Source organism: Corynebacterium sp. NPDC104732 (genome assembly GCF_055583565.1).
In genome coordinates this window covers 1-24,808 of sequence record NZ_JBVJNS010000011.1, presented here as the reverse complement: position 1 = coordinate 24,808, position 24,808 = coordinate 1, and the positions used below count along the sequence as shown (strand labels likewise).

At 59.9% G+C, this 24,808-nt stretch carries 26 protein-coding genes; 12 read left to right on the top strand and 14 right to left on the bottom strand.

The features are described from left to right. Positions 1-129, top strand: coding sequence for a hypothetical protein (locus ACZ6ZO_RS08950; RefSeq protein WP_256435297.1), 129 nt, complete (start codon positions 1-3; stop codon positions 127-129). 631 nt (positions 130-760) lie between these two features. Here the strand turns inward: ACZ6ZO_RS08950 and ACZ6ZO_RS08945 are convergent. Genes ACZ6ZO_RS08945 through ACZ6ZO_RS08930 form a run of 4 tightly spaced genes read right to left on the bottom strand, consistent with a single transcriptional unit; the run spans position 761 to position 2,465 of the window. After that, positions 761-1,126 carry an RNA-binding S4 domain-containing protein gene (locus ACZ6ZO_RS08945; RefSeq protein WP_343159592.1) on the bottom strand — a complete coding sequence of 122 codons (366 nt, stop codon included), beginning with the start codon at positions 1,124-1,126 and terminating at the stop codon, positions 761-763. A 5-nt stretch (positions 1,127-1,131) separates the two neighbouring features. Beyond that, on the bottom strand, positions 1,132-1,365 hold the full coding sequence (locus ACZ6ZO_RS08940) for a hypothetical protein (protein WP_465291995.1): 234 nt from the start codon (positions 1,363-1,365) through the stop codon (positions 1,132-1,134). 10 nt (positions 1,366-1,375) lie between these two features. Then, a complete protein-coding gene (locus tag ACZ6ZO_RS08935) occupies positions 1,376-2,020 on the bottom strand; it encodes a YigZ family protein (RefSeq protein WP_465291993.1) in 645 nt (214 codons plus the stop codon). Then, on the bottom strand, positions 2,013-2,465 hold the full coding sequence (locus ACZ6ZO_RS08930) for a GyrI-like domain-containing protein (RefSeq protein WP_465291991.1): 453 nt from the start codon (positions 2,463-2,465) through the stop codon (positions 2,013-2,015). The genes ACZ6ZO_RS08935 and ACZ6ZO_RS08930 overlap by 8 nt, the downstream gene beginning before the upstream one ends. Before the next feature lie 53 nt (positions 2,466-2,518). Here ACZ6ZO_RS08930 and treZ point away from each other — a divergent pair, with 53 nt between their 5' ends. Beyond that, positions 2,519-4,228, top strand: a complete 1,710-nt coding sequence (treZ, locus tag ACZ6ZO_RS08925) for a malto-oligosyltrehalose trehalohydrolase (protein ID WP_465291989.1) — start codon at positions 2,519-2,521, stop codon at positions 4,226-4,228. Here treZ and ilvA read toward each other — a convergent pair. Next, the gene (gene ilvA / locus ACZ6ZO_RS08920; RefSeq protein WP_182386453.1) at positions 4,221-5,525 is read right to left on the bottom strand and encodes a threonine ammonia-lyase IlvA; all 1,305 of its coding nucleotides are present in this window, start codon (positions 5,523-5,525) and stop codon (positions 4,221-4,223) included. The two genes, treZ and ilvA, sit on opposite strands and share 8 nt — an antisense overlap. Before the next feature lie 72 nt (positions 5,526-5,597). Then, positions 5,598-9,155 carry a DNA polymerase III subunit alpha gene (dnaE, locus tag ACZ6ZO_RS08915; protein WP_465291987.1) on the bottom strand — a complete coding sequence of 1,186 codons (3,558 nt, stop codon included), beginning with the start codon at positions 9,153-9,155 and terminating at the stop codon, positions 5,598-5,600. A 230-nt stretch (positions 9,156-9,385) separates the two neighbouring features. On the opposite strand from dnaE, the gene ACZ6ZO_RS08910 reads away from it, so the two are divergent. Together ACZ6ZO_RS08910 and rarD are read left to right on the top strand one after the other, a co-directional pair. Continuing rightward, a complete protein-coding gene (locus ACZ6ZO_RS08910) occupies positions 9,386-9,538 on the top strand; it encodes a hypothetical protein (RefSeq protein WP_182386455.1) in 153 nt (50 codons plus the stop codon). Positions 9,539-9,577: 39 nt separating this feature from the next. Next, positions 9,578-10,435 (top strand): EamA family transporter RarD, encoded by an 858-nt coding sequence (rarD, locus tag ACZ6ZO_RS08905; protein WP_182386456.1) that lies wholly within the window; start codon positions 9,578-9,580, stop codon positions 10,433-10,435. A gap of 5 nt (positions 10,436-10,440) precedes the next feature. Here rarD and ACZ6ZO_RS08900 read toward each other — a convergent pair whose 3' ends face one another. From ACZ6ZO_RS08900 to lspA, 3 genes are read right to left on the bottom strand one after another with little or no spacing between them, the layout of a single operon-like run. Beyond that, the gene (locus tag ACZ6ZO_RS08900) at positions 10,441-10,932 is read right to left on the bottom strand and encodes a hypothetical protein (RefSeq protein ID WP_182386457.1); all 492 of its coding nucleotides are present in this window, start codon (positions 10,930-10,932) and stop codon (positions 10,441-10,443) included. Further along, positions 10,929-11,852 carry an RluA family pseudouridine synthase gene (locus ACZ6ZO_RS08895; protein ID WP_182386458.1) on the bottom strand — a complete coding sequence of 308 codons (924 nt, stop codon included), beginning with the start codon at positions 11,850-11,852 and terminating at the stop codon, positions 10,929-10,931. Before ACZ6ZO_RS08895 ends, ACZ6ZO_RS08900 begins: the two co-directional genes overlap by 4 nt. Then, a complete protein-coding gene (gene lspA, locus ACZ6ZO_RS08890) occupies positions 11,845-12,294 on the bottom strand; it encodes a signal peptidase II (RefSeq protein ID WP_182387274.1) in 450 nt (149 codons plus the stop codon). The genes ACZ6ZO_RS08895 and lspA overlap by 8 nt, the downstream gene beginning before the upstream one ends. A gap of 124 nt (positions 12,295-12,418) precedes the next feature. On the opposite strand from lspA, the gene ACZ6ZO_RS08885 reads away from it, so the two are divergent. Beyond that, on the top strand, positions 12,419-13,324 hold the full coding sequence (locus ACZ6ZO_RS08885; RefSeq protein WP_465291983.1) for a putative periplasmic lipoprotein: 906 nt from the start codon (positions 12,419-12,421) through the stop codon (positions 13,322-13,324). Positions 13,325-13,401: 77 nt separating this feature from the next. Continuing rightward, a complete protein-coding gene (locus tag ACZ6ZO_RS08880; RefSeq protein ID WP_465291981.1) occupies positions 13,402-14,994 on the top strand; it encodes an ABC-F family ATP-binding cassette domain-containing protein in 1,593 nt (530 codons plus the stop codon). Between the two features lie 133 nt (positions 14,995-15,127). On the opposite strand, the gene ACZ6ZO_RS08875 is transcribed toward ACZ6ZO_RS08880, so the two are convergent. Then, positions 15,128-15,331 (bottom strand): YgaP family membrane protein, encoded by a 204-nt coding sequence (locus tag ACZ6ZO_RS08875; RefSeq protein WP_465291979.1) that lies wholly within the window; start codon positions 15,329-15,331, stop codon positions 15,128-15,130. A gap of 168 nt (positions 15,332-15,499) precedes the next feature. After that, a complete protein-coding gene (locus ACZ6ZO_RS08870) occupies positions 15,500-16,021 on the bottom strand; it encodes a WKL family lipoprotein (RefSeq protein WP_232843301.1) in 522 nt (173 codons plus the stop codon). 136 nt (positions 16,022-16,157) lie between these two features. Here ACZ6ZO_RS08870 and ACZ6ZO_RS08865 point away from each other — a divergent pair, with 136 nt between their 5' ends. After that, complete coding sequence (locus ACZ6ZO_RS08865) at positions 16,158-17,087, top strand: asparaginase (protein ID WP_182386462.1); 930 nt, start codon at positions 16,158-16,160, stop codon at positions 17,085-17,087. On the opposite strand, the gene ACZ6ZO_RS08860 is transcribed toward ACZ6ZO_RS08865, so the two are convergent. Continuing rightward, complete coding sequence (locus tag ACZ6ZO_RS08860) at positions 17,056-18,441, bottom strand: DNA polymerase IV (RefSeq protein ID WP_465291976.1); 1,386 nt, start codon at positions 18,439-18,441, stop codon at positions 17,056-17,058. The genes ACZ6ZO_RS08865 and ACZ6ZO_RS08860 overlap by 32 nt on opposite strands. 11 nt (positions 18,442-18,452) lie before the next feature. After that, entirely contained in the window at positions 18,453-19,130 is a 678-nt protein-coding gene (locus ACZ6ZO_RS08855) for a hypothetical protein (RefSeq protein ID WP_465291974.1), read from the bottom strand. A 137-nt stretch (positions 19,131-19,267) separates the two neighbouring features. Here ACZ6ZO_RS08855 and corA point away from each other — a divergent pair, with 137 nt between their 5' ends. Then, positions 19,268-20,362 carry a magnesium/cobalt transporter CorA gene (corA, locus tag ACZ6ZO_RS08850; protein ID WP_208769071.1) on the top strand — a complete coding sequence of 365 codons (1,095 nt, stop codon included), beginning with the start codon at positions 19,268-19,270 and terminating at the stop codon, positions 20,360-20,362. On the opposite strand, the gene ACZ6ZO_RS08845 is transcribed toward corA, so the two are convergent. Beyond that, positions 20,359-20,868 (bottom strand): YflT domain-containing protein, encoded by a 510-nt coding sequence (locus tag ACZ6ZO_RS08845; protein ID WP_208769070.1) that lies wholly within the window; start codon positions 20,866-20,868, stop codon positions 20,359-20,361. The two genes, corA and ACZ6ZO_RS08845, sit on opposite strands and share 4 nt — an antisense overlap. A gap of 110 nt (positions 20,869-20,978) precedes the next feature. Between ACZ6ZO_RS08845 and ACZ6ZO_RS08840 the strand changes: the two genes are divergently transcribed. From ACZ6ZO_RS08840 to ACZ6ZO_RS08825, 4 genes are read left to right on the top strand one after another with little or no spacing between them, the layout of a single operon-like run. Continuing rightward, positions 20,979-22,283, top strand: coding sequence for a magnesium transporter MgtE N-terminal domain-containing protein (locus tag ACZ6ZO_RS08840; protein WP_465291971.1), 1,305 nt, complete (start codon positions 20,979-20,981; stop codon positions 22,281-22,283). Then, complete coding sequence (locus ACZ6ZO_RS08835; protein WP_182386467.1) at positions 22,276-22,872, top strand: DUF1003 domain-containing protein; 597 nt, start codon at positions 22,276-22,278, stop codon at positions 22,870-22,872. Before ACZ6ZO_RS08840 ends, ACZ6ZO_RS08835 begins: the two co-directional genes overlap by 8 nt. Positions 22,873-22,883: 11 nt before the next feature. Then, on the top strand, positions 22,884-24,017 hold the full coding sequence (locus ACZ6ZO_RS08830) for an Mrp/NBP35 family ATP-binding protein (protein ID WP_465291968.1): 1,134 nt from the start codon (positions 22,884-22,886) through the stop codon (positions 24,015-24,017). Between the two features lie 2 nt (positions 24,018-24,019). Further along, the gene (locus ACZ6ZO_RS08825; RefSeq protein WP_465291966.1) at positions 24,020-24,310 is read left to right on the top strand and encodes an FAD-dependent oxidoreductase; all 291 of its coding nucleotides are present in this window, start codon (positions 24,020-24,022) and stop codon (positions 24,308-24,310) included. The last annotated feature ends 498 nt before the right edge of the window (positions 24,311-24,808 follow it).

Sequence of the window (24,808 nt, the reverse complement as noted above, 5' to 3'; positions counted from 1 at the left end):
ATGGGCTCGTTCCTGCACCAATTCCCGCAGATCGCGGACTTCATTCACGTATGGGCACTTTCCATCGCTAACTTCTTCCGCGAGTTTGGCATTAACTTCCCGCCACCTCATTGGGGACTGAACATGTAGCGATACCAGCTGGCCCCTTTTTTCTTTCGGCTTTTCTTTCGGCGCCCTGGGCTGCGCACACCTGATTAAATCGGTCTAGATTCCACGCTAAAGTTTTTAGAACCGCACAACCCTTGTTCAATGTCGCACCTGGTGACTAAGACCGGTGCCGCGATTCTCAGGTGGAACGACACCACCAGAGGTCTACAACAGTTGGTAGAGAGTTCAAGTGGAAAACAACCTACGTTTAGGTTTGGCGCTACTTCCTCTCGAATTCTCCACCAACCGTTCTCTACCAACCGGCCCCGATGCCCCGCATACGTTGAGATGGCACACCGGGAACACTTTCCTGACTCGCTACCAACACACCATCGAGAAACAACAATCCGCTGCCGGCGAAAAAGCAGCTAGGGAACAAAAAGAGTGCCTATCTCCGGGCCCACCTACCAGGCCAAAAGCAAGACCAACGGCACCCCCGACCAGACACACATTGTGCTACTTAACCCCGCACCCCTAAGAAGGCGTCATGCTATGTGGGTGGTGGGCCAGAGGCTTGATCCCTCCCAGCAACACCCGAAATCGAGCGTACGGATGGGACGATCCACGCATGAAAAATCCCATCGGTACGCTAAATTTCCGCGTCCCTAAACTACTAACTACGCCCCATGAGCCGGTCGATCTCGCGACGCTCTCGTTTTGTTGGTCGCCCTGCCCCTCGGTCTCGGCGTGGGATCGATGCGATGATTTCTTTTGGTGGCGGTGGTGGTGAGTGGTCGATGTAGGCTGCGCGCGCGAGGGGTGCTCCGACTCGTTTACGCAGGGTTTCTACAACTTCCACGTCGTATTGGCGGTGGTCCACCCATACTCGGACGCGATCGCCCGGGCTCACGGTTTGTGAGGGTTTCACCGCGACTCCATTGAGTTTGACGTGCCCGGCTTTGCAGGCTTCTGCCGCGGCTGTGCGGGTCTTGACGATGCGTACTGCCCAAATCCAGGCGTCAATGCGCGCGGATGACACGGGTTTTAGTATTCGTCGCGGTGGTTGACGATCTTCTGCACGCGCCGGTAGTTCACAAAACCACCGACCACGGCGACGATGAGCCCGAGAACGAGGAATGCTTCAGCTCCTGCCAGCAGCCACAGCGCGGTGCCACCGGCGAGGCCAGAGGTGACAGCGATGACGCCGTTGCGACTGTATTTGCGCACGGCCATCTTGCGTTGTTCGATGGGGTTTCGTGGGTAGCGTTGCATCGTCATGGCACTAACTCTAGCAGTGTGCTTCAATCCACTCGGTGCCGATCAGTTTCGAGGCGATTCCGCCGTGGGTTGCTTCGGCGAGGAAGGCGTCGAGAAGCGGGCGCTGCCCTGGTTCGACGCCGACGGTGAAGTCGACGCGCGCGCCATAGGCGGTATCTACCACGGTGAAACCCCGGCCGCGAAGCTCGGCGTCGAGGCGTCCGGCAACATCATGGCCGACGGAGAAGAGGTAGAGCTCCCGCAGCGCTCGTTCCACAGTTCTCACGGAGGCGAGGGTCTGGGTGACGGAGTCTGAGTAGGCGCGTACGAGTCCCCCGGTCCCGAGTTTGATGCCCCCGAAGTAGCGGACGCTCACGGCCACTATGTCGCGAAGCCCGCTGCCTCGGAGCACGTCAAGCATGGGCAGGCCCGCGGTGCCGGAGGGTTCGCCATCGTCGCTGGAGCGTTCGATGGGGTTCGCGTCGGGAACATGGTAGATGAAAGCGCTGCAGTGATGCCGGGCGTCTGGGTAGCGAGATTTGAGGGTGGCGATAAAGTCCCGGGCCTGAGCTTCGTCGGTGGCGCGGGTGATGAATCCCAGGAATTTGGAGCGTTTGATCTCAAGCTCGCTGGTGAAGACCTCGTCGGTCACCGGGCGGGAATATGTGTTAGGCAACAACGCTATAAAGGTCCGTTCTGTGAGGGTGGTCGACGTAGCTTTCCCAGGTGGGGCCGATGGTAGCAAGGCCCTGACCCGCGATCCGGGCGCTGAATTCCGCCCATGCTAGTGGCAACTGTTCCTGGGGCCCGCGGTAGCTGAGCCGGGCGAGGGTGCCTCCGGGAAGTTCCGAAACGAGGAGGTTCGGGTCGACAGCGGTGAGCACGCCGGGCACACCGATGTCTACGTCCATGGTGTCGCCGAGGCTTCGAAAGAGGCTAAAAGGTGGCCCATGCGCAATGACGTCGCCGAATTTGGTGGCGGCGGAGATGCGGGCCAATGCGGCGTCGTAAAGCTGCGGCACCTGTGCCCCACTGACCGCCCGCCGCCGGACGACGACGGTGGCCACTGGGGCGACGTCGAAAACCGAAAAGTCATCCGGGTGGGGGTCGGTGAGGTACATGCAGCTCACCTTACCGGCTGCTCGCAGCGCGAAAAATCGTTAGCCTAGGTAATATGTCTGTTTTTGAAGTCTGGGCACCCAACGCCACCAAAGTCCGCGTCCACGTCGATGGCACCGCCACCGACATGTTTGCCACCCAGCAGGGCTGGTGGTCCTGCGACGTAACGAAGGTGCCCGGCCAACGCTATGGCTTTTCGCTTTACGACGGCGAAGCCTGGTCACCCGTGGTCCCTGACCCACGCACCACCGAACAACCCGACGGCGTGCACGGGCTTTCCCAAGTCAGTGACGAGTCCTACGAATGGACTGATCACTCCTGGACCGGCCGTATTCTGCCATCCCAAGTCATTTACGAACTCCACGTGGGAACATTCACCCCGGAGGGAACCTTCGACGGAGTGATCTCCAAGCTGGACTATCTCAAGGACCTCGGCATCACCACAATCGAACTGATGCCGGTGCAACCCTTCGCCGGTGATCGCAACTGGGGTTATGACGGAGTGCAGTGGCACGCTGTCCACGAAGGTTACGGTGGCCGGCGCGGACTGAAACGCCTGATTGATGCCGCGCACAACGCCGGATTAGCAGTGATCTTGGACTGCGTGTTCAATCACTTCGGCCCGGAGGGCAACTACACCGGGATGTTTGGCCCATACACCCAAGGTGGCAACACGGGCTGGGGCGAGCTGATTAACCTTAACGGTTTCGGCTCCGACGCGGTGCGTTCCTACATCCTCGACGCGGTCCGGATGTGGTTCGAGGAATTCCACGCGGACGGTATCCGGCTCGATGCGGTGCACGCACTGTGGGATCCGGGCGCCATTCCGCTGCTGGAGCAGATGACGTATTTGAAGAACGAGGTCGAAGCCACCACGGGTATCCCGCGGGTGCTGATCGCGGAGTCAGATCAGAACGATCCGCGCCTGGTGGGAGCGCAGCAAGCCGGTGGCTATGGGCTCGATGGCCAGTGGATCGACGATGTCCACCACGCCCTGCACACCCTGGTTTCTGGTGAGCAACACGCCTACTATGCAGACTTCGGCAGCACCGAAGTGCTCGCTGAAACGCTGAAAAATGTGTTTTACCACGCAGAGACGTTCTCCACGTTCCGTGGCCGCACCCACGGTCGCCGGCTGGACACCACGATTGTGCCGGCGTCGAAGTTCGTTACCTACACCACCACGCACGATCAGGTGGGCAACCGGGCGCAGGGTGATCGCCCGTCGATGAATCTGTCGCCAGCACAGCAGGTACTCAAGGCAGCCGTGGTGTACTGCTCCCCCTTCACTCCGATGCTGTTTATGGGCGAAGAATTCGGTGCAACAACGCCGTTTTGTTTCTTCGTCTCCCACTCGGACCCAGAGTTGCTGCGGCTTACGCGTCAGGGCCGTATGAACGAGTTCAAGCGCAGTGGTTGGAACCCGTCCGAGGTCCCAGATCCAGGTGCAGCGGAAACCTTCGAACGTTCCCGCCTCGACTGGGAGTTCACCGAGGAGCAACAAGAAATCCACGCCGCTTACCGACACCTCCTCCAGCTGCGCCACGAACTCCGCCTAGCTCGCCCCTACTTGGAGCACATGGAAGTGGAATATGGCGATCAGTGGGTGATGTTCGGCTACGACGATGTGCGCTTCGTGGCGAATTTCTCCGCTGAGTCAGTAACCGTCCCGTTCGGAGGCGAGCTGGTCTACTCCTTTACCGACCCGGTGGTATCGGAGACCGACACCACCTTGGACGGTTGGGGTTTTGCGATCCTTAGGTAAGGAAATCGTATTCGGGGGTGCCTGGGCGCAGCTGCTGACAGTAAATCTTGGAGGCGTCCATGCGCTCCAGGAGGGCCGGCAGCTCGCTCGCCTTACCTAGCTGGATGCCGACCAGCGCGGCGCCGGTGTCGCGGTTGTTGCGCTTGAGGTATTCGAAGCGGGTGATGTCGTCCTCCGGGCCCAGTACCTCGCTGAGGAAGTGGCGCAGTTGGCCTGGTTCTTGCGGGAAGTTCACCAGGAAGTAGTGCTTCAGGCCCTGGTGGACCAGGGAGCGTTCCACCACTTCGTTGTAGCGCAGCACGTCGTTGTTACCACCGGAGATGATGCAGACGATAACGTCGCCGGGGCTGAAGGACATCGCTTTCAGGCCCGCGACGGACAGCGCACCAGCGGGTTCCGCCACGATCCCCTCGTTTTGGTACAGGTCCAGCATTTCGGTGCACACCGCCCCCTCGGAGATAGCGAGCATGTGCAGGCGGGACCGCTGCTTATCGACGACCTGGTAGTTCAAATCCCCAACCCGCTTGACAGCGGCACCATCTACGAACGGGTCAATGTCCTTGAGTGTCACTGGCCCGTTGTTGTCCAGGGCCGCTTGCATCGATGCTGCGGTGGCTGGCTCAGCGCCGATAACCGCGGTGCGGGGGGACATGTCGTGCAGGTAGGACAAGACACCGGCCAACAGTCCACCACCGCCCACGGGGACAACCACGGCGTCGGCATGCTTGCCGAGCGCGGTGAGCTGCGAGAGGATTTCGGCCGCGACGGTGCCCTGGCCGATGATGGTGTCCCGGGCGTCAAAGGGTTCTACCAAAGTGGCTCCGGTCGCGGCTGCATCTTCGCGAGCTGCAGCAGACGCTTCATCAAAGTTCGCGCCCACCAGTTTCAGCTCCACCGAGTCCTTGCCGTGGACCAGGATGCGGCTGAGCTTTTGCTTGGGGGTGGATTCTGGGACATAGATGCGCCCCTTGATGCCGAGGGCGTTGCAGGCGTAGGCCACGCCTTGGGCGTGGTTGCCCGCGGAGGCGGCGACAATTCCGGCTGCACGTTGGTTGTCGTCAAGCTGCACGATGCTGTTGTAAGCACCGCGGATTTTGTAGGAGCGGACGTCTTGCAGGTCTTCGCGTTTGAGATAGATCTGGGCGCCGGTCGCCTCAGACAAGCGGGGGCAATATTGCAGCGGTGTGGGAGCGATCACCGCGGAAATTCGTGCCTGTGCCAATTGAATGTCTGCCGCACGGATGGCGGTTGTTTCTGCTGGGTAAGGCTGTTTTTCCTGCGTTGCGTGATCGGTCATGGCATTATTCTACCCCGCCACCTCGCCCGCATAGTGAGACGGGTGTCTCAAGTATGCGGGTGTGGTGGTCTGCTACCCCAGGATCCCCGGCCCCATCGTGGCTTTCAGATCCCCCATCAGACTTCCGGTGCGATTCACCCGTAGGTGCTCCCCGAGCACCATCATGGTGGAGTTTTCTCCATCAACCAGCTTGAGGTACACGTCGGACTCGCCAGCGTTGGAAAGCAACACCTCCTTGAGGCGGGCGATGTTTTCCATCGTGCACTGGTCAGTGCGCATTACCAGTTTCAGTGGCAGACCGGATCCATTGCCAGGCCCAAGTTCTGGGGCTTTCAGGTCATCACAAAACAGGCTCATGCGATCATCGCGGATGGAGATGTGCGCCTTAGCCAAGATGATGTTGTCCTCTACCAGCTGCGTGGCTACAAGGCTGTAGACCTTATTGAAGACCAGCAGTTCCACCGAGGCGCCATTGTGGTCTTCCACGGTGACGATTGCCCATGGGGAGCCGTCTTTCTTGCTAAAGCGCCTATCGACGGCCGAAATAATTCCACCAATCACCACCTCAGTTCCGTGGCGGAGCTCGCCACCCAAAATGGTGGTCAGTGCGGTATCGGTCTGGGCGGCCAGTGCTTCGTCAAACCCGTCCAGCGGGTGGCCAGACACGTACAGCCCCAACATCTCTCGTTCGAGAGCGAGTTCGTGCTTGCGGTCCCAGTTCTCATCCGGCACCTGCACTGCAAAGAACTTTTCTGCTTCTGCTTCTTCACCACCAAAGCCCGCGAAGAGGTCGAACTGACCTTTGTCGGCTGCCTTCTTAGTCGCGATAACAGAGTCGACCGCGTCCTCGTGCACCAGCATGAGACCTTTGCGCGGATGCCCGAGCGAATCGAAGGCACCGGCCTTGATCAGAGATTCGGTCACGCGCTTGCTGCACGGCAGCGTATCGATCTTGTCCAAGTAGTCCGAGAAGTCTCGGAAGTGTCCTTTTTCTGCGCGGGAGGCCACGATGGACTCCACGACGTCTTCACCGACATTGCGCACCGCCCCGAGCCCGAAGCGGATGTCCTCTCCGACTGCGACGAAGTCGAGCACGGATTCGTTAACGTCCGGCGGCATCACCTTGATGCCGAGGTGGCGACAGTCAGCGAGGTAGATCGCAGACTTGTCTTTCTTGTCCGAAACCGAGGTAAGCAGCGCCGCCATGTATTCCGCGGTGTAGTTGGCCTTGAGGTAGCCGGTCCAGAAGGATACCAGGCCGTAACCTGCCGCGTGGGATTTGTTAAACGCGTAGGCTGCGAACGGTTCGATGGTGTCCCACAGCGCTTTGATCGCCTCGGAGGAGAACCCGTTGGACTTCATACCAGATTCAAAGGTGACGAATTCCTTCGCCAGCACCTCGGGTTTCTTCTTACCCATGGCTTTTCGGAAGCCGTCTGCTTGACCAGCGGTGTAATTGGCTACCTTTTGGGAGATACGCATGATCTGCTCCTGATACACAATCAGGCCGTAGGTATCGCCCAGGATGTCCTTGAGTGGCTCCTCGAGCTCGGGGTGAATCGGTTTAATTTCCTGGCGACCGTTTTTTCGGTCGGCGTAATCCAGGTGTGCGTTTACACCCATCGGACCCGGTCGGTAAAGCGCCAGTGCGGCGACGATGTCGTCGAATCCCGTGGGTTCCATGCGCTTGAGGAGCTCGCGCATGCCACCACCATCGAGCTGGAACACGCCCAGGGTGTCGCCGCGTGCGAGGAGTTTGTAGGTTTCCTCGTCCTCCGTGGTCAGGCCTTCCAAGTCAAGGTCAATGCCGCGGTTTCGTTTGATGTTTTCCAGGGCGTCGCCAATGACGGTGAGGTTACGCAGCCCCAGGAAGTCCATTTTCAGCAGGCCGATGGCCTCACAGGCGGGGTATGGCCAGCCGGTGATCAGCGCACCGTCCTGCTGGCGTTTCCACATCGGGATGCAGTCGAGCAGTGGCACGGACGCCATAATGACGGCACAGGCATGCACACCCGCCTGCCTGACGACGCCCTCCAGCCCTCGCGCGGTGTCATAGATTTTCCGCACGTCAGGATCAGTTTCGATGAGGTTACGCACCTCACCAGCTTCGCCATAGCGCGGGTGCTCCGGATCCATGATGCCGGACAGCGGGATGTCCTTCGCCATGATAGCCGGCGGCAGCGCCTTGGTGATGCGGTCGGCGATTTGGTAGCCGGCTTGACCAAACTGGACGCGTGCGGAGTCTTTCAACGCCTGCTTGGTTTTCACGGTGCCGAAGGTGATCACCTGGGCAATCTTGTCCTCGCCCCAGCGTTCCGCCGCATAGCGGATCATTTCGCCACGCCGACGATCGTCGAAGTCAATATCGATATCGGGTGCGGAGGGGCGCTCTGGGTTGAGGAAGCGCTCGAACAGCAGGTCGTGTTCGATCGGGTCAATGTTGGTGATGGTGAGGGCGTAAGCCACCAGCGCACCGGCAGCCGATCCACGGCCCGGCCCCACGCGAATACCGATGGAGCGTGCGTGCTTGATCAGCTCCGCCACGATGAGGAAGTACGAAGGGTACCCCTTCATGTCAATGACGTCGATCTCGTACTTCGCACGGTCGATGTATTCCTGCGGGACATCCTTTCCTGGGAACCTGTCCTGCAGGCCTCGCATCACTTCTTTGTACAGCCACGAGGTGGGGGTTTCCCCCTCTGGCACGTCTGCGATGGGCATGCGATCGTGTGGATGTTCGGCCCACACCTCGCTGTAATCTTCAACGCGCTCGGCGATCAGTAGTGTGTTGTCACAGGCGCCGGGAACCATGTGATCCCAGGTTGCGCGCATTTCCGCCGCGGTCTTGATGAAGTATCCGGTTCCATCGAACTTGAATCGGTCTTCATCGTGAAGCGTCTTGCCCGTTTGCACGCAGAGCATTGCTTCGTGAGCCTGCGCCTGGGATTCGAGGACGTAGTGACAGTCGTTGGTCACCAGTGGTGGCAAGTCCAGCTTACGGCCGATTTCCAGGAGCTCGTTGCGGACCCGGTGTTCAATGTCCAGCCCGTGGTCCATGAGTTCTAGGAAGTAGTTGTCCTTGCCGTAGATGTCCTGCCACATCGCGGCCGCTTCGAGCGCCTCATTGAACTGGCCTAGGCGGAGACGGGTCTGTACGTCACCGGAGGGGCAGCCGGTGGTGGCGATAATGCCGGAGGCCCGCTCCGCAATGATCTCGGCGTCCATACGAGGCCACTTGCCCAGCTGACCTTCATAGGAGGCCATGGAGGACAGATAGAACAGGTTACGCAAGCCCTCTACGTTTTCCGCCAGCATCGTTTGGTGCAAGTAGGCGCCGGAGGCGGAGACGTCATCGGACTTTTGGTGTGGCTCGCCCCAGCGCACGCGTTGCTTGTTGAAGCGGGATTCCGGGGCCAAGTAGGCCTCAATGCCGATGATTGGTTTGATGCCCACTTCGGTCATCTTGCGGTAAAACGCGTCGGAGCCATACATGTTGCCGTGGTCCGTGATGCCAACTGCGGGCATACCTTGGCGGATCACTTCGTCGGCCAGCATGTCAATCTTCGCCATTCCATCGAGCATGGAATATTCGGTGTGATTATGCAGGTGTACAAACGAAGAATTGCCCATAGCTGGAGAGTGTACTGAAAATGGGGTGCAGATAACAGCCGGAGGAAAAACCCTTCCGTTACCCCGGTCACGATCCCGGTTCAGGGTAGCGAAAAACACGTCTCACCTCGCCAAACAAGCATAGTTAATTGTTGAACGTTTTATTAAGATGGGCTGTAGGGTTTGAAGTTCGGTCCCCGGGAGCAGCATGCAACGACCGAACTAGGTTAGAAACATTGCAAGGACCACTCATGCTCAGCTTCGTCACTCCACTGGAAAGCAACGCCAACCTCTTCACTGAGTACCAGTTCACTACCACCAGCCAGAACATGCACGCAGAAATTGGCTTCGGTCACGATATCGAGGACGCCCTCCTCGACGACGGCTACCGCATCGCCAGCTAACTGCCCCCGCTCACAGCCAGCACGCTAAGATACTTCCCCATGGTCTACGCGTTGCTGGCTTATCTCATGTGGGGCGGTTTTGCCGCCTTTTTCCCGCTACTCAAACCAGCCGAGCCGGTTGAGATTCTGGCGCACCGCGTGGTGTGGACGGCCGCGTTCATGCTCGTCCTCATCGTCTTCCGTGGCACTATCCGGGAGCTGCGTCGCGCGGATCGCGCTACGTGGTTCCAGGTGCTGCTCGCCTCGGCGTTCATCGCGGTGAACTGGCTCGCCTACGTTATCGCCGTCAATTCTGGGCATGTTGCCGAAGCAGCCCTGGGGTATTTCATCAACCCGCTGGTCAACGTGCTGCTGGGCATGCTGGTGCTGGGCGAGCGGCTGCGACCGCTGCAAAAGATCAGCGTGGCCATCGCCGCATTGGCAGTGCTGCTACTGGCCACCTTGTCCGGCCAGCCACCAGTACTGGGACTTACGCTGGCGTTCTCGTTTGGCATCTATGGCCTCATCAAAAAGCGCATCCAGCTCTCCCCCGAGGCGTCTCTGACAGCGGAGACCATCGTCCTCTTCCCTTTCGCCGCTGGCTACCTGGCATACTTGGTGATCACGGGAACTTCCACTTTCGGTGGGCACGGAACGAGCCACATGCTCCTGCTGATTTCCTCCGGCATCATCACCGCCACCCCACTGCTGCTATTTTCCAAGGCTGCGCAGCTGATCCCGCTGTCGACGATCGGCATGATGCAGTACATGACCCCGACGATGCAGATGCTCTGGGCGGTGTTTGTGATGCACGAAGACCTCGCGATGATGCGCCTGATCGGCTTCTGCATCATTTGGGTATCCGTGGCGGTGTTCCTCACCGATATTTGGCTTCAACGAAAAGCCAAAACGATCTAGCGGTTTTACTCCACCGCCACCGGCCGGATCCCGAATTGGCCCCACGCGGCGTCGTCAGGCAATGCTTCTACCACCGCGATACCTGGCGCCTTCGCTACGTCGCGCAGCTGCTCTGCTGCGGAGTACACCACCACCGCGACCACGCTTTCTGGCGCGGGCAGCACTGAACTGCGCGTCGCGCCACCAATCGGCTCCGGCACTGGCACTGCCGGTTTATCGCGGTACACCGCGGCGCTGAGCCGCTGCACTGAGATGGCATCGAGGGGAGCCAGGTCACCAGGGCGTTCGAGGGTGACCAGTGCAAAGCAATCCCCCGTGGCGCTGTCAACGGTCGCCTGAGCGCGCGAGTGGTACTCCGGGAAGGTTTCCCCGGTCTCCATCCCGACGACATCACCATTATTGTTTCGCGGCGGGGTGGAATGATCTGTGAATTGTGCCCACACCAATGCCCCGGCGATGATCATGCAGGAGACCGCCGCGACTCCGCGACGAATCATGCCCGCAACACATCCAAAGCGTGTTGTAAATCAGCTGGGTACGGAGACTCCACCACCATGTAGCGCCCGTCAGCCGGGTGATGGAACCCCAGGGACACGGCGTGCAGCCACTGTCGCGTGAGCCCCAACCGCTTATTGAGCTTCGGGTCCGAACCGTACATCGGGTCGCCGCAGCACGGGTGGTGCAGCGAAGAAAAATGCACACGAATCTGGTGGGTACGCCCGGTTTCCAAGTGAACGTCCAGCAATGTAGCTTCCCGGAACGCCTCCAGCGTCTCATAGTGCGTAACCGACGGTTTGCCGTCAGTGGTCACGGCGAAACGCCAGCCGGCGGAAGGATGCCTACCGATCGGGGCTTCAATGGTGCCTGTCAGTGGGTCGGGATGGCCCTGCACCAGCGCGTGGTAGGTCTTGTCTACCGTGCGGTCACGGAACGCCCGTTTCAGCACTGTGTACGCCCGCTCCGAGGCGGCTACCACCATGACACCCGAGGTTCCCACGTCCAGGCGCTGCACGATACCTTTGCGTTCCGGCGGGCCAGAGGTGGAAATGCGGAAACCTGCTGCGGCGAGCCCGCCGACCACCGTGGGGCCCTCCCATCCGACCGTCGGGTGTGCTGCCACGCCCACTGGCTTATCGACGGCAATAATGTCGTCATCCGAGTAGAGAATATTCATCCCCGGAACCAGCTCCTCTTTGGGCACCAATGGCTGCTCTGGCTCGGGGAGAGTGACATCGAGCCACGCATCCACGGTCAGCCGGTCTGATTTTCCGACGGGATGGCCGTCGACAAGCACGTCGCCGGCCGTGGCCAGTTCAGCGGCGACGGTGCGGGAAATGCCGAGGAGTTTGGCGAGAGCGGCGTCGACACGCATGCCCGCCAGCCCCTCAGGGACAGGAAGTTGCCTTGTTTCACGCATGAGCCCGCTCCTGACGCATCACACCGAGAACAAAACACAGCACGCCGATGGTGATGCAGGAATCGGCGATATTAAAGACAGCAAAGCTACCGACGGAAATAAAATCCACCACGTGCCCGAAATAGAAGCCGGGCTCGCGGAACAACCGGTCGATGAGGTTTCCCAAGGCGCCACCGGCAATCAAAGCCAGGCCTACCGCCTGCCATTTTTCGTCGACCTTACGCGAGTACCACGCAATGCCAAGCACAAAAGCAAGCTGGATGGTGGTGAACAGCCAGGTGGAGCTGGTGCCCATCGAGAAGGCGGCGCCTGGGTTGAACAGGAGGTAGAAGCGGAACCAGTCGCCGATCACAGGCTGCGGAACCCCCGGTTCCAGCCATGTCACCATTAATTTTTTGGATGCTTGGTCCACCACCGCCGCGGCGACGGCGATCTGCATCATCAGAGAAACATAACTCCTACCTTGTGCACTCACGCGCTCTATCTTTCCTTATTCCGCAACAGTTTTTCTATTCACCCCACCACTGTGACGTCTCGCCAGCACAAACCTAGTACCTTAAACAGGTATGAAACGGATCCTCGCACTCACTGTCGCAGCTATCATGCTCACTGCTTGCAGCGGCGGTGCAGAACCTACCCCGGAGACTAACGAGCAGGCAGTCTCACTGAACATCGACGCCCCCAAGGTGACCTTGGTGAGCGCCGGAGAAGGCACCCAGACGGTGATCAACTACCAGGATGCCGGAGCGTCCCAGCAGGTAACCGTCACTTTCACCGATGGTTTTGACCAGGGTACGGGAGAGGACGACACCTTGCCGAAGGACCCTCCTGACACCCTGACCACAGACACCTTCACAACGTCGCTCGACGCCACGGTATCCGAGCAGTCCCCGCGTGATATCACGCTCAAGCTCGGACAATCCGAGCACTCAAACCCCTCCTACGCCAACGACGTGGCTTCTTTACAGGGTTTTGAGCTCGGCTGGGTAGCCAAGCCCTCCGGCCAAGTGGATACGGTGCGACTCGCCGCCCCTTCCGGGGCGACCGACCAGGGGAGATCGCTGGCTGAGCTCTACTTGATGAAGCTCCTGGCACAGCCGATCGTCTTTCCCACCGAACCCATTGCTCCGGGCGCGACGTGGACCGTGGATAATCGCGTCACCGGCGATTCAACAATGCTGCGTACGACTACGTACACCTTGGATTCGCTGCGCGACGGTGTAGCAGAGCTCAGCCTTACTGCTGCTGAACGCCCAGCGGTCGGTGCGCTTCCAGTGTCAGAGCTAGGCGACAACGCGGAACTAAAAGTGGTAAGTTCACGGTCTCGTGGCGTCGGTAAGCTGCGCGTTGATCTTTCCAAACCTCTGCCTACCGCCGGCGAAGTCACCTTGAATACCCGCGTGATGTACGGCGAAGATGGCAAAACCACCCGCGTTTTCCAAGACTTCAATTCCGGTGCGAAGTTTTCATAGGCTACAATCTGTAGGCATGGCAATTTCCTAATACAACCAGCGCCCTTATTCCCGCTTCGACGTTGTTAGGAACAACCATGCCTTCACTTTTCTCTTTCGATCGAGTCAGCTTTTCTTACCCGCAGCGCCGCGTTCTGACTGATGTCTCCTTTACCGTCACGCCCGGCCGAGTCGCGGGCCTGATCGGCGAGAACGGCGCCGGTAAATCAACGCTCCTGTCGCTGCTCACCGGCGTGCACCCCGACGCAGGCACGATCGTGGTCCCGGAGCGGGTGGGATTTATTGAGCAGGAAACGTCACTCCCCCACCACGCGCCCGCCCGCTTGCTTATCGACGCCGCCGTCGACGAAGTCCGCCAACTCGAGCGGGATATCGAAGACTTGAGCGCCGAGATGGCCACCCGCGATGTGGCCGATGAGTTTGACCTTGCCTTAGCCCGCGCCGAGCAAGCGCAACTATGGTCACTGGATGCGCGCATTGCGCAGGTGCTGGACGGATTGGGGCTCGGGACGGTAGACCTGGGTACTGCTATCGGCGAGATGTCGGGCGGGCAGCGGCGTCGTTTCGCGCTGGCTGCGCTCCTGATCCGACCGTCGGATGGCTTGTTGCTGGATGAGCCCACCAACCACCTGGACGATGCGGGAGTTGATTTCCTGATCTCCGAGCTCACCGCCTTTTCGGGGCCGGTGATCGCCGCCAGCCACGACCGGTGGTTCCTCGATCATTGCGCGACTGACATCATTGACCTCGACCCCGCGTTGGGCGCCGAGGGTGGCTATGGGGAGGATACCCGCCAGGCCGCGCTGTTTACCGGTTCGTTCAGCGAATACCTCTCCTGGCGCACTGCTGCTCGACGACGCTGGGAGCACGATTACGCCGCCCAAGAGCGTACGCGCGAGGAGTTATCGAACAAACTTGGCCTGACAGAAGGGGACATTTTCCATTCGACAGAGGCTAAGTCCGAGTTTCGGATGGCTGCGAAATTCTACGCCGACCGCGCTGCGAAAACCGTGGGCAACCGCATCAAATCAGCGCGGTCGCGATTGGAGGAGTTGGATCGCTTCGCCATCCCGGCGCCACCACCCAGGCTCTCTTTTGAGTTCACGCAGGCTGCTTCCGCTATGGAAACGAGCGAGCCATTGTTGAGTGTACGGAACGTGAGCGTGCCGGGACGCCTGGCTTCAACGACAGTGGAGCTGTTCGCCGGACAGTCACTGCTCGTGGAAGGTCCAAACGGAACTGGAAAATCCACCTTCCTGCAGTTGGTCGCCGGATGTTTGCCCACTTTCGACGGCGAGCGCATCGTTCACGACGACGCCCGGATCGGCTATCTCCCCCAAGACATCGAATGGCCCGCCATGGCAGCGACCCCCGCATCACTATGCCCGGATCTCGTGGCCCTGGGTTTGCTCGGGGAAGACCACATGAACACTCCACTTCGCCAATTGTCGTTGGGGCAACAGCGACGTGTGGCCATCGGCATGGTGCTCGCAGACCCGCCAGAAATCCTCATCCTGGACGAGCCCACCAACCACATTGCGTTGACCCTCGCGGAGGATCTGGAAGCCGCGCTCTCCGATTACCCAGGAGTGTGCCTCATCGCCACCCATGACCGCTGGCTGCGGTCGCGCTGGCAGGAAAAGCGACTGCATTTTTCGGAAGGTTCATAGTATTCCCTCTTGAGGAACCCGGGAAGCATTTCCCGGATCTCGGGGAAAGTATCACGTCTGCGGCTTCCCAATGTCCCTAAACCCGGGAAATACTTCCCGGGTTTTTCACCTGGTCGCCCCAGCTACCGACTAGCTACCTCTTGACCTTGCAGGTATCGATACCAATGATGCGGTACAGCGGGCAAAAACCTATAACTGCGGTGATTGCCATGATGGCTGCCACCACCCAAAGAACAATCTGGGTGACGCCCTGGGTGAAGACTGCGGCGCAAACAGCTGCAACAAGTGCGATGACGGCGCGAAGTGCGCGGTCAACAGTTCCTTCGTTTTTAATCATGGAACCAATTCTAGGCCACTTCGATAGACATCAAACTAAAAAGAGTTAGATGTCACATCAAGTGCCGCGAGAGAAGGAGCTGGGCAAAATCCAGCGTACCGATGGGATTTTTCCCGCCTGAAAAATACCAACCGTACGCTCGATTTTTTGGGGTTTCGCCCTGGGGCCTTAACCCTGCGCTGCACACATAGCCGGAACCTGCTCCGGCTGGACGGTGTTCTTGATCAGCGTGCATGCCCAGGACTGGGAGAGCTTCCAGGTGCCGCCTTCGTAGATGAATTCGACGTTATCAGCGGTTTGTGGCTCGCGTTCTGGGATGGTGAAGTTCACGGTCGCGAGAACGGAATCTGGGGTGTAGCCAGGAAGAATTGGGTCAACTACCTGGAAGTCTGCGCCAGATTCTGCCTTGGAGGCTGCCATGGTGTCGAAAAGTTCTGGGGCAGATTCACCGTTTTGCACGGTTTGGGTTTTTTCTTCCAGCGGTGTCCCTGGGTCCGTGGCCTTGGCCAGGATAGCGTTGAGGTCGGCTGCAGTTGGCTGCTGAGCTGCGGCGCCTTGTGCTGGGGCTGCCTTAGTGGTCGCAGGCGCGTTTGTGTTGGCCGGTTGATCGTCGCCAGAGCAGGCGGTCAGGCCGAGTGCTGCGGTGAGCATCGTCGCGGCGGCGATGGTGGTGGAAAACTTCAACGACATCTCCTCGTCAAGTTGATTGTCAGTAGGACGATCTGTCTCACTGCTAATGCGTCGACGATAATAACATGTACCTCATTGGTGCTTGAAGTTCGTGGGCTTGTGTACGCCTGTCGGTTCGCTGTGTCATTCTTATTACATGACTGAATCTCGTGTTGTCGTTATTACTACTGGCGGAACCATTGCGTGCACCACGGATAAGAATGGCGTGTTGCTCCCTACGGTGTCGGGTGAGGAGTTGGTGCGTCCGGTTGCTGGGCGGTTTGCTCCTGGCACGATGCAGATTGAGGTACGAGAGCTAACCCGACTGGATTCCTCGTCAATGACGCTGGCGGATATCGATGAGGTGGTGGCCGCGGTGCATGCTGCGCTAGAGGATCCGACGGTGGATGGCGTTGTGGTGACTCACGGCACAGATTCCATGGAGGAGACGGCCGTCGCAGTGGATACGTTTCATAAGGATCCGCGCCCGGTGGTGTTTACGGGTTCTCAGAAGCCTTTTGATCACCCGGAGGCCGATGGCCCGAATAATCTTTTCGAGTCGATCGTCATTGCCAGCGACGCCTCTGCCCGCGATATCGGTTGCTTGATTGTCTTCGGACATGCGGTTCTCCCCGCCCGCGGCGCGACGAAGTGGAACACCACGGATGAGCTCGCCTTCGCCACGAACGGCCCTGAGGAACCGACCCGCCCTGACCCGGTGCCGGTCGCTCCACTCGCGGACATTGACGTGCGTATCGTGACGGCATACCCGGGTGCGGGCCGCGATGTCTTGGACTTCCTGAAGGACAAGAAGGTGGATGGCATCGTGGTCGAGGCGATGGGGTCCGGCAATGTCAGCACGGAGTTTGCGCACGGGCTTATCGACGTCCTGGAGGCCGGAATCCCCGTTGCCCTATCGTCTCGTGTTCCACGAGGCGATGTCCTCCCGAGCTATGGCGGCGTCGGCGGTGGCGCATCTCTCGCAGCCAAGGGAGCCCTGTCTACAACCTATTTCCGCTCCCCACAGGCGCGTATTTTGCTGGCGATCTCCATCGCTACGGGGCGTCATCTTGCGACGATAATGTAGTGAGCCAGTCTCCCCAGTCCAGGCTGTCAAGCGCGTCGGCGGGCACGAGATCGGGGTCATCGACGGCGAAGCTGCGGGTGACGCCTCGTTCGGTGGTGCGGGTTTCAAATCGCACTGACACCACCCCATGCCCGGAACCTTGCACCCACCCGTGCCCATATTCTGGGTGGAACACATCCTGGGTGCTGTACCAGGTCACTTCCTGCGCCGGAGTGGCTACGACGGGTGTGGTCGTGGCCCGCACTCCGACCTCATAGTCGCTGGTGGTGTCGATAACGATGTTCTGGTCCAGCTCCGGAAACATCACATCTTGGCGTTCCGTTTCGAGGCCGGAGTAAGACACCCCGATGAGCCGGATCGGCCCGACCTCTTCGGGGTATCGGGTGAGCTTACGGGCGCTGGCGTGCAAGGTAGCGAACTCGTCGGTGGCATAAGGAAGCGTCATGGATCGTGACTCGGTGTCGAAGCTCGCGAGTTTCGTTTTCACGGTGATGGTTCGGGCGGCACGGCCGTCGTTAAGCAGCCTGCGGTGTGCGGCCCGCGCCGACCTTTCGATCGCCTCATCGACCTGAGCGGTGCTGGTCAAATCGCGCGGGTAGGTGTGTTCAGCGCTTACTTGTTTCGCCTCAGCGCGCGGGACGACGGGCCGGTCATCGTATCCGCGAGCAAGCTGCCACAATGCCACCCCCACGTTCTTTCCCAGCGTGATTTCCACCTCGCGTTGCGGCAGCTCCGCGAACTGGCCGATGGTGGCCACCCCCACCGCGGCGAGCTTCGCTTCCGCAACAGGGCCAACCCCCCACAGCTTTCGGACAGGAAGCGCTCCCAACAGGTGGCGCTCCTGGTCCCGCGGAACCACAAACACACCATCGGGTTTTGCCAGGCCGGAGCCAATCTTTGCGAATTGCTTCCCGGAGCCTGCGCCTATCGACGCCGGCAGCCCGACCTCACGTTTAATTGTGGCGCGCAACTGCTGCGCCCACTCGTGCACCTGCTCACTGTCGGCCCCCACCAGTGCTGCAGGTTCTAAAAACCCTTCATCGATGGACAGTTGCTCCACCACCCCGGCTTCGTGGGCGATGATGTCAAAAACCCGGCGCGACACGACGGAATAGACCTGATGCCGTGGGCGCACCGTCACCGCAGAAACTCCCACCAGCGCCCGGGCCTGATACATGGGCATCGCGCTTTTTGCCCCGAAAGCGCGGGCTTCGTAGGAGGCACCGGCCACAACTCCGCGGCCGTCGATCCCGCCGACCAGCACGGGACGGCCCCGCAGCGTCGGCCGGGTGAGCTGCTCCACGGAGGCGAAAAACGCATCCATATCAATATGAAGCACCCAGCGCTGAGCCATTGGAATCTTACCTAAAACGTGAGCGTGCTGAGCAGTTCGTCCACGCGTTCCCGGGTGGCAGCCGGGCTGTGGTCACCGGAATATAGGCGCTCCAGGTCGTCCGTGGTGATACCACCGCTGACTGTGTTGAGGGTGATCCGGTCCTGGCGGGTCAGCGCGACCTCACGAAACACTGGGACCAGGTTTTGGGGCAGTTCCGGCCCATCGTAGTTTTCGCAGCCCTTGGCGTTGGAAGGATCGGTGGCCATGAGGGCATTCGGAAGGGAGCCGACCATCGCCTGGTAGACCTTGTCACGCCAGGTGCCATCGTTGGGGTCGAGGCCTGCCTTCTTTGCCGCTACATATTTCTCTGACATTTCCTGAGCAAGCTGCGGGTTGAGATAGTGCAGGAACTCTCCGGTGCAGCCGATCACCACGTCAGCCTCGCCGGACTGTACCCGGGAAATCCGCGGTTTTTCTTTACTGTTGCTTTCGGCCTCTAGATACGCCTCCCGACCACTGCGCACAAAGGCACCCGTGACCATCTCCCCCAGCACTTCTTGCTGGTACCAGTCGTCGTTGATGGAGACGGTGATCGCGTTGGCTTCGGATTCGCGAAGCTTGCCACGGGGTTCTGGGGCGCAGGACGTCGAAAGGACAGCAACGCACAGCAGCGCGCACAGCTTGCGGACGTTTGAGATACGACGCACCTTGCAGAAACCACCTTCTCCTCGCGATGAATGAAACACCATCAGTGTAGACCGCCCCACTTGGACGAACTACCTTTAGGGTTGTATTGTCTGTGCTGTTATTTTCAGTGCGTTATCACATCTAGGAGGGGAAACTCGTGGCTGGTAATTTTCCACTGCCCAAGCGGCCTAAGGCTCAAGTGCCTGTCCCCTCCCCCACGGTCGCGCTGGGATCGAAGATCCGGGTGCCCGTCGAGCGGGCCATTGAGCGGTGCGTCATTTACCGCGACGGTCGGCCTGTGCGCGGCGCCTACAACTACCGGGAAGCGTTGGAAGAGGTCCGACGCACTGGTGAGGGGTACGTGTGGCTGGGTCTGTATGAGCCCGACGAGCGTCAGATGATGCTCATTTCACAGGCATACGACGTGCACGAGTTGATCGTGGAGGACGTCGTCTCCGCACGTCAGCGTCCGAAGGTGGAGCGCTACGGCGACCAGTTCTTCTTCGTTATCCGCAACGTTAAATACACCGACGACGCGATCGTAAGTGATGCCCGGGAAATCATTGAAACCGGCGAAGTGCAGATGATCGTGGGCCGTGACTTCATCATCACCATTCGCCACGGCGAAAAATCGACCATCACAGGATTGAAAAAGCGCTTGGAAGGCGACCCGGAGCAATGTGCGCTTGGTCCCTCCGCTGTCGCGTGGCTCATTTCCGACGTCCTGGTCGACGACTACATCCGGATCGCCCGGCTGCTCTCCATCGACGTCGACGACCTGGAAAACGAGGTATTCTCCCCCGACTCCAGCTTCGACATTGAACAGATTTACCGCCTCAAACGCGAGATTCTGGAAATGCGCCACGCGATCGACCCGCTCGCCCCGGCACTACGCACCCTGACAGCTAACCAGCACGGCCTACTTTCGGACCAGATCAGCAAATATTTCATTGACGTCCTGGACCACGAGATTTCAGCGATGGACCAGATCGCCTCCCACGATGAGCGGCTCACCTCGCTGATCAACGCTGGTGTCGCGAAAATCTCTATGCAGCAAAACGCCGACATGCGTCGCCTGTCCGCCTTGGTCGGCATGGCGGCGGTGCCCACCATGATCGCTGGTATTTACGGAATGAACTTCCAGAACATGCCAGAGCTCAACACGGAGTATGGCTACTACGTGGTGCTGGGCGTGATGGCCTTGTCAGTAGTCGCGATGTGGCTGTTGTTCAAAAAGAACAAGTGGCTTTAGGCCCCACCAGAAACCTTGCCTCCTAAGTTCGCGCGGGCGATGATGTCGCGGGCCGCGCGGGCGTGGTGTGGGTCGCACAGGACGTCGTAACGCCCGGCCACAATTTGGGTCTTGGAGGAAAAATCACGGCGCCCCTGCGTGCTCGCGTAAGACACGGCCGAGGACACCGTCCCGAAAACCAGCCCCATGACGACGCCGACGAGCAGCGGGCTGATCCAGTTTTCACTAAACAGGCCAATGAGCAGGCCGAAGAACACGCCCATCCACGCTCCGGATGCGGCGCCACCGGCCAGGACGCGCCCCCAGGACAGCCGGCCGATAACTCGCTCGACCTCCATCAAGTTCACACCGACAATGGTGAGTTCACTGACAGGAAAATCTCCCGTGTCCGAGAGCATGTCCACGGCCGCTTGTGCTTCGACATACGTCTGAAAACTTCCAACCGGCCAGCCTGACGGCAACGGGCGCGGATCTTGCTGGGGCAACGGGCGCGGCTGCGATTCCATGTGAACCTACTTTCTAAAAAAGCCTCTGTATCCGCAACGACTCACACATCGGTTTAGTTCCCGCCCACTCCGAATACAGCAGGATTGCTGCACTAGTACAATGGCACCCTATGAGCACCTCAACTCGCGTGTACGCCGGTCGCCTCAACGGCATGATTGTCCGTGGTCCCGACGCGGAACCTATTGGTCGTGTCCGCGATGTCGTGGTAAGCCTCAGACCTACGTCACTGCTGTCCCGCGCGCTTGGGTTGGTGGTGGAGCTGACCAACAAGCGCCGTATTTTCGTGCCGATGCTCCGCGTGGCCAATATTGATCCCAGTGACATCACGCTGGTTTCTGGCTCCGTGTCGATGCGCCAGTTCAAACCGCGCGCTGGCGAGTCCACGGTGATGCACGACCTGATCGGCGCAAAGATTCAGGTCAACGATCCAGAGCTGGAGCACCTACACGGCCGCCCTGTGGAGATCGCTGACGTGGAATTGGAGCGTACCCGCACCCGCGACTGGGTGATCTCCCGGCTCGCGGTGTTTGGCGAGCGCCCGAAGTTTGGGCGTCGCACGGATCTGCATGTGGTGCCGTGGTCGCACGTCCTCGGCGTGACGGCCGGCGGTTTTGGTGATGCCGACGCCACGGCTGAGATCATCGCCTCATTCGATGACATGCGCCCCGCCGACATCGCTACGGTCATGCATGAAATGTCCATGTTGCAGCGCCATCAGGTGGCTGAGGAACTCGACGACGAACGCCTGGCTGACATCATCCAGGAAATGCCAGACGATCACCAGGCAGAAATCATTGAGTCGCTAGACATCGAACGCGCCGCTGACGTGCTGGAGGAGATGGACCCCGACGACGCCGCCGATCTGCTCGGAGAGCTTCCCGACGCCAAAGCCGACGTCCTGCTCGAGCTGATGGATCCGGAGGAGTCGGCGCCGGTTCGACGGTTGATGACCTTCTCCCCCGACACCGTCGGCGCGCTCATGACCCCCGAGCCGCTGATTCTCACCCCGCAAACCACGGTGGCGGAGACGCTGGCGATGGCCCGAAATCCAGAGCTGCCCACCAGTTTGAGTTCGTTGATTTTTGTGGTTCGCCCGCCCACAGCCACCCCAACGGGCAAATATTTGGGGTGCGTGCACTTGCAGAAGTTGCTGCGTGAGCCCCCGAGCTCGCTGATCGGCGGTATCCTCGACCCGGATCTACCGCCGCTCTACGCAGATGACAGCCAAGAGACCGCAGCCCGGTTCTTTGCTATGTACAACCTGGTGTGTGGCCCGGTGCTGGACGATGACAAGCATCTGCTCGGCGCGGTCGCAGTGGATGACCTGCTGGACCACATGCTCCCCGAAGATTGGCGTGAGACCGGACTGCGACCTGACAGCCCTAAGAGCCCTGTAGGAGGTGCCCATGACTGATAAGCGTTCCTACCTGGATACTCCATCCATCGCTGCTCGCAAGAGTCGGTTCCGTGTCGATGCGGACGCGGTGGGCGCCTTCGCTGAAAAGGTCGCCCGGTTCTTCGGCACGGGTGAGTACCTGTTTTGGCAGACGGTTTTTGTTGTTATTTGGATTGGCCTGAATGTTGGTGGCTGGTGGTGGAGCTGGGATCCGTACCCGTTCATCCTGCTCAACCTCGCGTTTTCCACGCAGGCTGCCTACGCTGCGCCACTGATTTTGTTGGCACAGAACCGTCAGGAGGACCGGGACCGCTTGGTGCTGGCCGAGGATCGCCGACGCGCGGAGGAAACGAAGGCGGATACGGAGTTCCTGGCGCGGGAGCTAGCAAGCGTGCGTTTGGCACTCGGTGACAATGTCACCCGCGACTACCTGCGCCGCGAGCTCGAAGACGTGCACGCCCTCCTCGAGCGTATTGAGGCAAAGCTTGACGACGAATCAGCAGCCCGCATCGCCCGGGAACACGAGGGTTCGGAGTACACGGGTTCGGAGTTTTCTGAGCCTCGCCACGGCGACCTGGCAGATAAGGACGATGACGAATCACGGTAGGATAGCTAACCGTGAACCACAAGATTTCTGAATCCGATGTTCGTACCGCGCTGGCCCGCGTGGACGATCCTGAAATTGGTAAGCCAATTACAGAATTGGGCATGGTGAAGTCGGTTGAGGTCGATGGTGCGGATGTCCGCACAGAGATCTACCTCACCATCGCTGGTTGCCCGATGAAGAACACGATCGTGGCTGGCGCCGAGGCCGCTATCAAGGAGATTCCGGGCGTCGGAGCTGTTACCGTCACCACTGACGTGATGAGCGACGAACAGCGCCGTGAGCTGCGCACATCACTACGCGGCCATGCTGATACCCCGGAGATTCCTTTTGCCCAGCCGTCCTCCACCACCCGAGTATTCGCGGTGGCCTCCGGAAAAGGCGGCGTAGGCAAAAGCTCCATGACGGCTAATCTTGCCGTGGCGCTTTCCCAGCGTGGGCTAAAGGTCGGCATTGTTGATGCCGACATTTATGGTCACTCGATCCCCGGACTGTTCGGCACCGACGAACGCCCGACTGCGGTTGATGACATGATCATGCCGGTGCAAGCGCACGGCGTGAAGATGATTTCGATTGCACATTTCACCGAGGGCAACGCCCCAGTGATGTGGCGTGGTCCGATGCTGCAGCGCGCCATCCAGCAGTTCTTGGCTGACGTGTTCTGGGGAGACCTGGACATCCTGCTGCTGGATCTACCTCCCGGAACTGGTGACGTTGCCATTGCCGTCGGCCAGCTGCTGCCCAACGCTGAGCTGCTCGTGGTCACCACGCCACAGGCGGCCGCCGCGGAAGTGGCAGAGCGGGCCGGTACGGCGTCATTGCAAACGCACCAGCGGGTGGCCGGTGTGATTGAAAACATGGGCGCGATGGTGTTGCCAGATGGTTCCACCATGTCGGTATTCGGTGAGGGTGGCGGCTCCCGAGTGGCTGAGCGGCTATCTACGCTCACGGGCACCACGGTACCGCTGCTGGGCGAGGTTCCCCTGGATCCCGCGCTGCGCACCGGTGGCGATGAAGGCACCCCCGTTGTCATCGCCGCCCCTGAGTCCCCCACGGCCCTGGCGATCAACAAGATCGCAGATGCGCTGCACAAGCGCCGCGAGTCGATTGCAGGTAAGACACTCGGGTTGGGCGTCACTCCGAAGTAGACATGGAACGGTGTGATGTCCTGATTATTGGCGCTGGGCAGGCTGGACTTGCCACGGCCTATTACCTCCGCCGATCTGGGCTGCACACCGTCCTCGTCGATGCCACACACTTTCCCGGTGGCTCCTGGAACCGCACCTGGGAGTCGTTGAGGCTATTCTCCCCTACTCGGATCTCCTCGCTGCCGGGCTGGCGACTCGATCTTCCGCCGGATTCTTATCCTCACCGGAGCAGATCGTGGCCTATTTCACTGCTTACGAGCTACGCTACGGCTTCGACATTCGCAGACCAGTAACTGCGCTGCGAACCAGCGGATCCGGCCCCTTCACAACCCAGCTGTCTACTGGAACATCGATTCAATCTAAATTCGTCGTCAATGCCACCGGCAATGCCTCTCGGCCGTTTGTCCCCAGCGTGCCAGGTCAGCGACTATTTCTCGGCAAGCAGCTCCAGTCCCGCAATTACCGCACAGCAACAGAATTCCGAGGTCAACGGGTTGCGGTTGTGGGTGGGGGGAAATTCCGGCGCCCAAATCGCGACGGATCTCCTCGGCCAGGCTCACGTCACCTGGTGTACATTGCGGCCACCTCGATTTCCCCCCGATGACTACGACGGCGCAAAGTTATTTAGCATCGCTTCCCGATATATTTCCTCAGCGGAGGAAGAGTCACCGAAGATTTCCGACCTCGGGGATATCGGGCTCTTCCGGTTTCAGAGTGCGTAGCTGACCATGGGGTGGGGTTCGGGGTGGCACAACATATAGGGGTCCTGGCCGGTACAAGATGAGAGTTGC